Consider the following 10,693-nt stretch of genomic DNA (forward strand, 5'->3'; position numbering starts at 1 on the left):
AGGGAGTAGGGAGTAGGGAGTAGGGAGTAGGGAGTAGGGAGTAGGGAGTAGGGAGATGGTAACCCACCCCTAACCCCTCCCAGGAGGGGAAGATGGGGAGATGGGGAGATGGGGAGTCAGATGGTTTGATAATATTCCCTATTGCCTGTTGCCTGTTGCCTGTTGCCTGTTGCCTGTTGCCTGTTGCCTGTTGCCTCTTGCTAGCATGCCTATTGCCCCCACAACTCCCACACTCCCCCTGTTCCTTAGTTATTATCGGGTTTAATTATTATGGGCTTTGCAGACCTATCAATTGTGGAAATTGCCGCCGAGTATGACCTTCGGGTAGAAGAGGTATTCGATCTATGCCAGCAGTTGGGCATTGCTTACAAAAATCAAGACACCCATCTGCCTCTAGAAGATGCGAAGGCTGTTATATTAAAGATTTTGTCTCAAACAAAGGGTAATGGCTAATTGGTAATCGGTAATACCTGAGTTAGATAGCCGTGATTGGTTGACTCAGATCCCCCTCAGCGAGAGAATGTGCAGGGAATCAGTTAATGCTGTGCATGAAAAAATCCCATATGAGCCACATTTTTATTAGAGGAGAATCAAAAATGAAGCGATTTATATTGCTGATCACGGCAACCCTATTCTTTGCCTTTCACATTGCAGTGGGCAGTTCAGCAGCCCTTGACCTGTCTAAAGAGCTCCGCACCGTACCTTCCAATGAAGCAGGTGACACGGTGGTGATGAGTAACAAAGAGATTGTTAAAGGCTTACGCCTGTTTAACACTGTATGTTCTCAATGTCACAAAGGGGGTTACACTAAAACTGACCCTAACGTTACTCTTGGTGCTGAGGACTTAGCCTTCGCAACGCCACCCCGTGATAACCTGGATGGTATCATAGACTATATGAACAATCCTACCACCTACGACGGGGAAATAGAGATTCCTGAATTTCATCCAAGCACTAAGAGTGCTGATGTTTTTGTCTATATGAGGAACGTCTCCCAAGATGACCTCCGTAATATGGCTGGTTATATTCTCTATGAGATCAACCAGAGACCTGACACCTGGGGTTGTGGTAAAGTCTGTAACTAATTGTTGTTTGTACAGAGGTTAGGAAGCACGAAGCGAAAGGCTTTATGCTTGTTTAAGCAGCAAGGGCAGAGGCTTCTTCTTTTGGCAGTTAGGGGTTAGGGGTTAGGAGTTAGGGGTTAACCAAAATCAATAACCCTAGCTTCTTTCACTAGACCTTATTCGCTAATAGAAGAAGCCGCTGCCCTGTTGCTCAATCAGTACATATCACCTTAAATAGTCAATGCTCCGTAGATTATTAGACTTCTTTCAGAAGTCGGGAACAGTGGACAACAATTCACGGGAACAGTATCAAAAAACTACTTTGGCAAGAGGTCTATTCGTATCAATCCGTTATTTGCTGCTAGTGGTTCTGGTGTTCTGCCTAGAGACATGCACGGTTAGTTCACCAGCCCAGGTTCCGGTTAACCAATATGTCAGGCGCTACCTAGACGTGGCAGAACCTGTAGCGATTGCTGTAGATGGCAAGGGAGAGACTAAGCTGTTTGACGGCGAAGACTTGTCTGTTGGTAAACAATTATTTTCCGAAAATTGCCAGAGGTGTCATGTGGGAGGAGCTAATCTCATTGATCCCACTGTGTCTCTATCTCTGGAGAGGCTAGCTAAGGCAACACCACCTCGGGATAATCTCAATGCTTTAATTGCTTTTATGAGGCAACCGATGACCTATGATGGTACCGAGGAAAGCTTCTCGTGCCGCGAAGTCGAAGAGAGTTGGATACCACAGGAGCAAATCGAGAAATTAGCGGCATTTGTGATCAGAGCCGCACAGAAAGGACCAGGATGGGGCACTGAGGATTTATTATAAGTTAGGGAATCGGGAATCGGGAATCGGGAATCGGGAATCGGAAGAAGCAGAGATCAGGAAAGATTACGAAACCAAACGATGATTTTTTGATGTGATTACAAATCAACATTGGGTTGTAGAATTTAATAAAAACTACACCAATTGCTGATCTAAATCTTCATCTCCCCATCTCCCCATCTCCCCAGACCTCCCACACTCCCGACTCCCGACTCCCGACTCCCTAAAACTAGTTAATAATCACCTGATCGAATCTCTTCATTAGCTGCTTCTTGGGCTTTCTTCATAGCAGTTTCTAAGGATTGCTCACCCAGTAAGGTACTCAGAAATTGATTATCAAAATGGGTTTGAATGGTTGGCAAAGTTTCCCCAGCTTGCCAAATGGTTGCATAGGCGGCTCCTTTAATAAAAGGAGCATAGAGGGGATTGTTTTTATAGCCTAGTTCCGATAACACAGAGACCCGAGAAGGTAGTACTAGTCCGGCTTTTCCCCACGCTTTCATTCCTTCTTTGCCGGTTAGATAGGAAATGAGTTCCCAAGCTGCTTCTTTATGTTGAGCTTGTTTATTCATAACATAAGCAACGGTATATGCCATTGTTCCTTTTTTACTACCTAAGGAGGGAACTTCAGCGGTGGCAAATTTAATTTTAGGAAATGTGTCTTTGAGATAAGGAATAGCCCAGCTACCTTCGATTACCATTGCGGTTTTACCTTGACCAAACATTTCGCTACCAGAACTAGCGCCAATGTCTGAGGGTAAGGCAGCAGACTGGTAGTTTCTGTATAGGTCAATGACAGTTTGAAGACTTTTAAAAGTGTCAGGAGTGGCAAAGGTAGCGTAACCGTTTTTGTCCACTAACTTACCGCCAAAGGCTTTAATTAAAAAATAGAGACGAGCCAGTTCCTGATTAATTCCTAAACCATAGCGTTCATTCCTACCATCGCGATTATTATCAATGCTTAGTTTTTGGGAATAGTCCCGTAATTCTTCCCAAGTTTGGGGTGGTTGAGTTAAATTAGCTTTTTTGAATAATTGCTTATTATAAAAAAGGGCAAGGGTGGAAAAATCTTTTGGCAATCCGTAGATTATGCCATTATATTGGAATGCTTTAAACAGAGAGGGTTCAAAGTCACCTACATCAAAATTATCAGTGCGCTTAATGTAGTCATCCAAAGGCTCCAAAACATCATGACTCATTAGTAATGGGGCTTCATAGGCATCTAAATAAAAGACATCTGGAGCAGCATCACCAATTAATCGAGTTTTGATCACATCCATGTATTGACCAGTGATGACTTCAAGCTTAACCTTTACCTTGGGATGTTTAGCTTCAAATTCTTTTAGTACTTGCTCTAGTAATTGTTTTTCAGTAGGGCTGCTTTGCCAACCACCGAGAGTGACGGTGGTTACTCCATCTAGGTTACTGCTTTGACAGGCTATAATGCAGAGAATTATCAGCGGTAAGATTACCCATTTTGACAGGATTTTATTCATTTGTTGAGGGTTGACGGGTACATTGATATTGATATAGCCTATTTATCTTACCGAAAAAATTGGGTAATCGCGCCCCGTCCTTATAGGACGGCTTTCTTTTTAAGCTAAAACTTGACAGTTTTCACAGAGCGTGTTAGTTTATTAATATAAACAATAAAGTAAAAAGCTAGATAAATACTATCTAATCAATAAGTAGGCAACGTAAAAAATATGTACGAGATACATATTGCGTAATTTGGTCTAACGACTTAAACGTCTATGAAAAAAGTTAGGTTAAAAAAGTATCTATCTATTTATAAAAAACAAAGGTACGGTGGGGCACACCGAAACCTAGATCCATTATCTAAACGCTTTAGGAGATTCGGCCTCTACTCAATCTGGTCCCGACCTGATTGAGCAAGTTGAGTCGTTGATTAAAGAATCCCCGTTCTTATAGGACGGGGAGTGTCAATAGAGAGCAAGACCGATTATGATCAGAGTGTCTGACCAATTGAGAAATCCTAAAACACTGATTAAGGTAACTGGTTGGCTACTGTTGCTACTGACTGGGCAAACAGTTATGACGGGTCTGAGGCCAGCTACTGCCCAAACTTCACCAGAACCGAGATTTTTTGGGGAGCCTCTACCAACTATGACGCCATCTTCTCTACCATCGGTTAACACTCCCCCTTTATTTTTGCCGACCGCCTCACCTAATCGGTCAAGGAATAGACTTAATCCACCTGAGTTAAACGTTAACGACACTAATCCATCAATAACTAATCCATCAATAACTAATCCATCAAGACCCATCGCTAATCTCTATCGGGTTGATGTGGTCGGTGATAGTTATTGGTTGTTATCCCAAGTACAAGACATTGAACCACAAGCGTTTGTGCGCGAGGGAGAGGGGGTGATTCAAGCAGGGACATTTATGGATCGCTACAATGCTCAGTCCCGTCTGCAGGCTTTGGAAGCTTTGGGAATTCCAGCCCGAATCACAACCATTGAACAACAAGCATTTGATGGTGGTGCCACAAATCTGAGGAACATACCAACTTTTTCATCCGATGGCTCGATCACCTATGGCTCCCGTTTGGTGTATCCAGAAACAGGATTAGATTTGGCGAATCGTGGTGCTGTCACTTCTGTTTCTAATCCAGAGGATTCAAGAGAATCCATGGGTAGGAGCTATTTTGTGGCTATTCCTGGCAATGCTCAGAGGTTACCAGAGATGGTAACGGAATTGGTTAAAATTGGGATTGCCCAGGATTTAGTGAGCCAACGAGATGCCCCCAGAGGTAAACATGTTGCTGTTGGTCCGTTTAAAAAGCGGGGGGAGGCAGAACGCTGGAGTAATCGTTTGCGCTCTGCTGGTTGGGATGCACGGGTGTATTTTAGTCGGTAGGGGCAGAATTAAGAATTAAGAATGCAGAATTAAGAATTAAGAATGCAGAATTAAGAATTAAGAATTAAGAATGAAGAAGGCAGAATTAAGAATGAAGAAGGCAAAAGGCAAAAGGCAGAATTCTAAATTCTAAATTCTAAATTCTAAATTCTACATTACCCAATTAACAATTGATGCAATCTGAGAATCGGCGACAACTAATTGAACAAGTGGTGGTAACTGCTGAGCAGATGCGTGAGATTGAAGGGCGCATCTTTGAGGCGGGGATGCCTGTAGCAGCTTTGATGGAAAAGGTGGCAGGATTGATTACTCGCTATATTCAAGCCCTTTATCCCTGGGCTGAGAATAGGCGAGTGGGTGTGTTAGTTGGTCCTGGTCATAATGGGGGCGATGGGTTAGTTGTTGCTCGTGAACTTTATTTACAGGGGTATGAGATCCACATTTACCGTCCTTTTTCTAAACTGAAGGAATTGACTAACTACCATGCTCAGTATGCGGTTAGCTTGGGGATTCCTTTTTATGAAGAGATTGAACCGCTGTATGAGTGTGACCTGATTATTGATGGTTTGTTCGGATTTGGACTGACGCGATCGCTTTCTGGTAGTATCGCTGAGGCGGTTGAGCTGTTGAACCAATGGTCACAACCGGTGGTGAGTATTGATTTACCTTCGGGATTACATACTGATACTGGGGAAGTTTTGGGCATGGCGGTTCGGGCTACCCGGACTTTGTGCTTAGGCTTGTGGAAGTTGGCGTTTCTCCAAGACCAAGGGTTGGATTATATTGGTGAAGCTGAGTTAATTGATTTTGGTATTCCCCTCAAGGATATTTGGTCAATTTTAGGTGAGCCACCAGATTTGCTCAGAGTTACCAAAACTGTTGTAAAACAGTTTTTGCCTTTACCTCGCCCTAAGGTAACTCATAAGTACCAACAGGGACATCTGTTGCTGATTTGTGGCTCTAGACAGTATTCAGGGGCAGCAATTTTGGCGGGATTAGGGGCTCGTGCTAGTGGGGTGGGGATGCTTTCGATGGCAGTACCGGAGTCTATAAAACTGCTAGTGGTGAGTCACTTGCCAGAAGCAGTGGTAATTGGTTGCCCAGAAACGACGGCGGGTGCTATTGCATTGTTGCCTGAGTTAGTGTTAGAGAAGTTACACCAACCCTCTGGTAGCTATCAGACTTCAAATCAGACTTATAATGCGATCGCATGTGGTCCTGGTTTAACAAAGGATGCTAAGGATATGGTGCAAGGGGTTTTAGCTGCTCAATGCCCAATGGTGTTGGATGCGGATGGTTTAAATATCCTGGCTGACCTGATCACTATTCCCACGTTGTTGAAGCGTCCAGACCAGACAGTGTTAACGCCTCATGTTGGAGAGTTCCGACGTTTATTTCCTGATTCCGCAGAACTGTTACCGGATCGAATTCAGGCGGTGCAGAAGGCATCCCAACTCAGTCGGTCTGTGGTGTTGTTAAAAGGAGCTAGGAGTGCGATCACAAATCCTATGGGCTCGGTGTGGCTGATTCCTGAAAGTACACCAGCTCTAGCCCGAGGAGGCAGTGGCGATGTGCTCACGGGACTAGTGGGAGGCTTATTGGCTCAGCCAGTTCTGTCTGAGCATCCTTTGGAGGCAATAGTGGCAACGGCAGCCTGGTGGCATGCCCAAGCGGGAATTTTAGCGGCTCAGGAGCGGAGTGAGTTGGGGGTCGATGGGGTGACCTTGGCGGAGTTTTTGATAACAGTGGTAAGAGGGAATAGGCAATAGGCAATAGGCAATAGGCAATAGGCAATAGGCAATAGGGAAAACTAATTTGACTCCCCATCTCCCCATCTCCCCATCTCCCCATCTCCCCACACTCCCTGCTCCCTGCTCCCTGCTCCCTCTTCTTAAGAAATTAAACCTAGAGCTTTCTCTTTAATTTGCTCTTCGTCAATGTTTTCTTTGAGTTCACTATCTGTATATCTGCCTTCTAAGGCTTCTAATGCTGCTTTTTTTAGGGCTGTCTCAAAGGCATCGGTTAAAATTTCTAATAATTCCTCTTGATTGGCATAATATCCTCCTGATTTTCTCCGTTTGTTCACTCGTTTAATATTTTTGCTAGAATTATAAATCGAAAATTCCCAAGAGCGGGTAGTGCGTTTTTCTACGTCTTGTTTGATTAAATGTAATAATAATATTACTGCATAGCTATAAATTTTATTTAATTTATCCTCCCTTGACATTTCTTCTAGTTCATCAACAATTTCTAAGGCTTTATGATAGTTTTTTTCTTCAATGAGTTGACGTAATAATGTTAATTCTTCCATGTCCTAAGTTAATGGGAGTAGGGAATAGGGAATCGGGAGTCGGGAGTCGGGAGTAGGAAGCAGGAAAGTCGGATCACCCCCCTTATAAATCATCGGGATTGATGCCAAGGGTACGCAATTTTTCTGCTAATCGTTTTGCCCGTTGGGATTCCTGTTCTGCCCGTTGGGATTCTTTTTCTGCCCGTTGGCGTTCTTTTTCTGCCCGTTCTGCTGAAGTCTCAATCCAATTACCGGCCCGATCATACCAACGCAGCCACAACCCTTCTGTTTCTTGATATTTCCCCTGCCATACTCCTAACCCTAATTCCAGTTCTGGAATCCAAAATTTGGGCTCAGAAAGCTCTGCTTCCTGATACTGGGTGGGCATTAATTGAAACACTCGCAACTGGTTTTCATAACGGTCAAAAACCACATAGTAAGGAATCCGCATATATTGTTCATAGGCTTGCCATTTGGTGGGTGGCTTGTTGGCAGACCTTAGGGTTTGTCCTAAATCTTCGGCTTCGGTACCTGGTGATAGGAGTTCCACTACCAAAAATGGCGCTCTTCCTTCCTGCCAAACCACATAACTCCAGCGCAGATCTTGTTGTTGTTGAGCAGGAGTGACACCCAATACCAGAAACCAATCTGGTCGTTTGTGCCACAACAAATGATGACTATCGTAATATAAATTTAGGTCTGTACCAATGAACATCTTCTCCCTGGGATAGTTGGGAGGTTGGCAGGTTTCCCGCAATAGCTGGGGTTGAAAGTCGTGAAATTCGTCAGGCAAACCAGGCTCCTCTGGGTCTTCACTAGGTAGGTCATACATCGTGGGCATGGTTTCGCTGGGAGAAAGCGGTGGGTCAGTTTGGTACATGATCTTCTGTTGAACCTGATAGTTTGAGGGTAGCACTTGGGTCAGTCACCTCGGGTCCCAGCAGTGGGTTTGTTGCTGTTTGCGATTGGCCTACGGCCACGCTACGCGAACGCAATAGCCATCTTCGGAGTATTAGCTACTGGGCTAATCGAGCCACAAAGTCTTGATGTGCCTTTGAGTCTATCCCCTCCTGAAGCACTGACAATACCCGTTGCATTTGCCAAGCTAGTAACGCCCCTACTGCCAACTGCAATCCTGGAAACACATTACTGCTCAGCACCCCCAACTGATCTGGCTGCTGCTGGACATACTCCCCTGCATCCAATTCATACCAGCGAAACTGTTGCTCTTGCACCAGCCAAACTAAATACTCCTTTACTCCATTGCGCCGGTAAGCCCGTAGCTTGTCATGGAGGTCGTAGGAAGCACTACTGGCCGCAATTTCGACAATCAACTCCGGTGCTCCTTCTATATAGTCATCGTCACTAATACGGGACTGTCCACCCTTTTGTTGATCAATGCGCAGAATTGCATCCGGTTGGGGCTCATTATCAAAATCCAGCCGCACCGTAGGATTGTCTCCCAACATGACACCGGGGGTAGCGGCTTCATAGACCCCTAGCCAGGTAATAATTTTCCCATGGGGATTGGCATGTTTGGTGATCCTGACGGGGGATGCCACGTAAACTACTCCTTCAATCAATTCTGCTTTTTTGGTATCAGGCATTGCCTGGTACCGTCGTTCAAATTCCACCCGAGTTAAGCGATCGCCGTTTTCGAGAATAGGCACTTTACACATAAGCTAAAGCGAATAGGGAATAGAGAGTAAAGAATAGGGAGTAGGGAATAGAGAAGACTGTTCCTCCCCTAAATTGACCAATCCTGTATAGTGAGTCCAGGTATTTTCTCAAAATCTCGCCTGTTTCTTGTCAAGAGAATACCCTGGTAAGCAAGGGCGATAGATCCAATGCGTAAATCTTGAGTGCCAACGCGAATACGTTGCGATTTGAGTGCTTGGTAAGTATCGCGGGATTTTTGATTATACTGAAGGGTATTAAATTCCGACAGCAGCATCACCGTTTCTACCAGCCTTTGATAAGCATTTGAGAGCATAATTCCATCTTTAGCTTCACCAACTTGAGCCAAACGACCCCTTAATTGTTCTTCAACATTGATAGCAGTTGTTCTCAATTCCACCTGAGAGGCTAACAGGCGTGAAATAAGTACTGGGTGATTCCGTCCATAAAGACTGAGGTGATCCGTATCTAAAATGTAAATCGTCATCACTCATCGGTTACTAAATTTGATTCTTCCCGGATCACAGTTAGTTTTTCCAGAAAATCATCAAATGTGGGATCATTGGCAAATATTCCCGCATATCTCATCTGAGGTGTAGTTGCATTTGGCTGAAGGTCTAAATTTACATCAATAGTCACAAATTTACCCTTAATTAATTGTGCTTCTAGGGCAGATTTTACCTTCAAAATTGCTTCTGACTCCGTCCTGCCCTCAACCGTCAAATTTGGCATACCAATGACTGATGCCACAAACTTATCGTCGGATTGACTTTGAACAAAAACTTGATACTGCATGATGTATTTTATCCGATTCTTTGAGTTTATTTATAATTAAGAATTAAGAATTAAGAATTAAGAATTAAGAATTTTGGCTCTTCCGTACTTGTTATGCTAAATTAACACTTTGCCAAAGGGAGCAGGGAGCAGGGACTGAGGCCGTGGGCCACGCTACGCGAACGGAGCAGGAGGAAGAGGCAGCTATATTGGAAAAATTTATTGTTAAATAGCCTCATAACCCTTACACAGTAAGCTTTTAGGGGGTTTTTAACTATAAATTTAGCATAGTAGGTACTGAAGAACCAGAATTTTACATTCTGACAAACAACCTCCCCTTCACCTAACACCAAAGGCGAACAAACTTTTTGAATTAAGCCTTTTTGAATTAAGTATTAAGAATTGAAAATGCGCGAATTGGTAATTCTCCATTCTTAATTCTCCATTCTTAATTCTCCATTCTTAATTCTCCATTCTTCATTCTTAATTCTCCATTCTTAATTCTTAATTCTTCATTCTGAAGATTCTTCTTCACCAATGGGATTAGGAACATCAAAAATAATCACAAATTCAGCATCGGGCATCAGCCGTTTAAGAGCTGTCATATGACCCTCCGCATTGGATCGGTTGCGAAAACGAGCGACAACGACTCGTTGCATCTGTGGTAACAAGCGAACGATTGCCCAGGGGTATAGGCGTTGACTGTAAGACATAATAAAATTACCTCCTTTTGAGTGGGAGACCCAGAGCCAGCCCGTGACGCTCTAACATCTGTGGGCTGGCTCTTCACTTATCTCCTTTTGAGTGTTCCTTTTTATAGAATAGCATAAAAATTGCATAATTATAACATATTTTAAAAATTTTTGTAACAATTTTTTGAGGGAGAGGGAACAGGGAATAGGGTATAGGGTGTAGGGTGTAGGGAGTAGGGTGTAGGGTGTAGGGAGTCAGAAGTCAGAAGTTAGAAGTTAGAAGTTAGAAGTAGGGAGTAGGGAGTAGGGAGCTAGATGCGATCGCATTTACTGACCACAGCTAGATGCGATCGCTTTTACTGACCATAGCTAGATGTGATCGCATTTACCGACCACAGCTAGATGTGATCGCATTTACCGACCACAGCTAGATGCGATCGCATTTACCGACCACAGCTAGATGCGATCGCATTTACCGACCACAGCTAGA

Annotated in this window: 13 protein-coding genes; 6 read left to right on the forward strand and 7 right to left on the reverse strand. The window is 43.9% G+C overall.

The window, feature by feature from the left end; all coding sequences use genetic code 11:
- The first annotated feature begins 100 nt into the window (after positions 1-100).
- From AC4II3_RS22015 to psbV2, 4 genes are all read left to right on the forward strand, one after another.
- Positions 101-265: a hypothetical protein gene (locus tag AC4II3_RS22015; protein ID WP_488016921.1), complete on the forward strand. Its 165-nt coding sequence runs from the start codon at positions 101-103 to the stop codon at positions 263-265.
- Between the two features lie 5 nt (positions 266-270).
- Positions 271-453, forward strand: a complete 183-nt coding sequence (locus tag AC4II3_RS22020) for a translation initiation factor IF-2 (protein ID WP_070395846.1) — start codon at positions 271-273, stop codon at positions 451-453.
- 143 nt (positions 454-596) lie between these two features.
- Positions 597-1,085, forward strand: a complete 489-nt coding sequence (gene psbV, locus AC4II3_RS22025; RefSeq protein ID WP_488016919.1) for a photosystem II cytochrome c-550 — start codon at positions 597-599, stop codon at positions 1,083-1,085.
- Between the two features lie 220 nt (positions 1,086-1,305).
- A complete protein-coding gene (psbV2, locus tag AC4II3_RS22030; protein WP_488016917.1) occupies positions 1,306-1,890 on the forward strand; it encodes a photosystem II cytochrome PsbV2 in 585 nt (194 codons plus the stop codon).
- Positions 1,891-2,120: 230 nt separating this feature from the next.
- Here psbV2 and AC4II3_RS22035 read toward each other — a convergent pair whose 3' ends face one another.
- Positions 2,121-3,383 (reverse strand): ABC transporter substrate-binding protein, encoded by a 1,263-nt coding sequence (locus AC4II3_RS22035; RefSeq protein ID WP_488016915.1) that lies wholly within the window; start codon positions 3,381-3,383, stop codon positions 2,121-2,123.
- Positions 3,384-3,852: 469 nt separating this feature from the next.
- Between AC4II3_RS22035 and AC4II3_RS22040 the strand changes: the two genes are divergently transcribed.
- Both AC4II3_RS22040 and AC4II3_RS22045 read left to right on the forward strand, forming a co-directional pair.
- Positions 3,853-4,770 (forward strand): hypothetical protein, encoded by a 918-nt coding sequence (locus AC4II3_RS22040; protein WP_488007454.1) that lies wholly within the window; start codon positions 3,853-3,855, stop codon positions 4,768-4,770.
- A gap of 173 nt (positions 4,771-4,943) precedes the next feature.
- On the forward strand, positions 4,944-6,539 hold the full coding sequence (locus AC4II3_RS22045; protein WP_488007524.1) for an NAD(P)H-hydrate dehydratase: 1,596 nt from the start codon (positions 4,944-4,946) through the stop codon (positions 6,537-6,539).
- 122 nt (positions 6,540-6,661) lie between these two features.
- Here AC4II3_RS22045 and AC4II3_RS22050 read toward each other — a convergent pair whose 3' ends face one another.
- The 6 genes from AC4II3_RS22050 to AC4II3_RS22075 form a co-directional block, all read right to left on the reverse strand.
- Positions 6,662-7,081, reverse strand: coding sequence for a DUF29 family protein (locus tag AC4II3_RS22050; RefSeq protein ID WP_488007455.1), 420 nt, complete (start codon positions 7,079-7,081; stop codon positions 6,662-6,664).
- Between the two features lie 82 nt (positions 7,082-7,163).
- On the reverse strand, positions 7,164-7,940 hold the full coding sequence (locus AC4II3_RS22055; protein WP_488007457.1) for a Uma2 family endonuclease: 777 nt from the start codon (positions 7,938-7,940) through the stop codon (positions 7,164-7,166).
- Positions 7,941-8,076: 136 nt separating this feature from the next.
- The gene (locus AC4II3_RS22060; RefSeq protein ID WP_488007459.1) at positions 8,077-8,739 is read right to left on the reverse strand and encodes a Uma2 family endonuclease; all 663 of its coding nucleotides are present in this window, start codon (positions 8,737-8,739) and stop codon (positions 8,077-8,079) included.
- 68 nt (positions 8,740-8,807) lie between these two features.
- Entirely contained in the window at positions 8,808-9,224 is a 417-nt protein-coding gene (locus AC4II3_RS22065) for a type II toxin-antitoxin system VapC family toxin (RefSeq protein WP_488007461.1), read from the reverse strand.
- On the reverse strand, positions 9,224-9,532 hold the full coding sequence (locus AC4II3_RS22070) for a type II toxin-antitoxin system HicB family antitoxin (RefSeq protein WP_488007463.1): 309 nt from the start codon (positions 9,530-9,532) through the stop codon (positions 9,224-9,226). The genes AC4II3_RS22065 and AC4II3_RS22070 overlap by 1 nt, the downstream gene beginning before the upstream one ends.
- A 491-nt stretch (positions 9,533-10,023) precedes the next feature.
- The gene (locus tag AC4II3_RS22075) at positions 10,024-10,224 is read right to left on the reverse strand and encodes a hypothetical protein (RefSeq protein WP_488007464.1); all 201 of its coding nucleotides are present in this window, start codon (positions 10,222-10,224) and stop codon (positions 10,024-10,026) included.
- Positions 10,225-10,693: the final 469 nt, after the last annotated feature.

This window comes from Moorena sp., assembly GCF_982860115.1.

Bases quoted from the DNA above. Each gene is read 5' to 3' on its own strand.
- AC4II3_RS22070 (WP_488007463.1), bottom strand. From the start codon at position 9,532: ATGCAGTATCAAGTTTTTGTTCAAAGTCAATCCGACGATAAGTTTGTG.
- AC4II3_RS22040 (WP_488007454.1), top strand. From the start codon at position 3,853: ATGATCAGAGTGTCTGACCAATTGAGAAATCCTAAAACACTGATTAAG.
- AC4II3_RS22065 (WP_488007461.1), bottom strand. From the start codon at position 9,224: ATGACGATTTACATTTTAGATACGGATCACCTCAGTCTTTATGGACGG.
- AC4II3_RS22035 (WP_488016915.1), bottom strand. From the start codon at position 3,383: ATGAATAAAATCCTGTCAAAATGGGTAATCTTACCGCTGATAATTCTC.
- psbV2 (WP_488016917.1), top strand. From the start codon at position 1,306: ATGCTCCGTAGATTATTAGACTTCTTTCAGAAGTCGGGAACAGTGGAC.
- AC4II3_RS22015 (WP_488016921.1), top strand. From the start codon at position 101: ATGGGGAGATGGGGAGTCAGATGGTTTGATAATATTCCCTATTGCCTG.
- AC4II3_RS22055 (WP_488007457.1), bottom strand. From the start codon at position 7,940: ATGTACCAAACTGACCCACCGCTTTCTCCCAGCGAAACCATGCCCACG.
- AC4II3_RS22060 (WP_488007459.1), bottom strand. From the start codon at position 8,739: ATGTGTAAAGTGCCTATTCTCGAAAACGGCGATCGCTTAACTCGGGTG.
- AC4II3_RS22050 (WP_488007455.1), bottom strand. From the start codon at position 7,081: ATGGAAGAATTAACATTATTACGTCAACTCATTGAAGAAAAAAACTAT.
- psbV (WP_488016919.1), top strand. From the start codon at position 597: ATGAAGCGATTTATATTGCTGATCACGGCAACCCTATTCTTTGCCTTT.
- AC4II3_RS22045 (WP_488007524.1), top strand. From the start codon at position 4,944: ATGCAATCTGAGAATCGGCGACAACTAATTGAACAAGTGGTGGTAACT.
- AC4II3_RS22020 (WP_070395846.1), top strand. From the start codon at position 271: ATGGGCTTTGCAGACCTATCAATTGTGGAAATTGCCGCCGAGTATGAC.
- AC4II3_RS22075 (WP_488007464.1), bottom strand. From the start codon at position 10,224: ATGTCTTACAGTCAACGCCTATACCCCTGGGCAATCGTTCGCTTGTTA.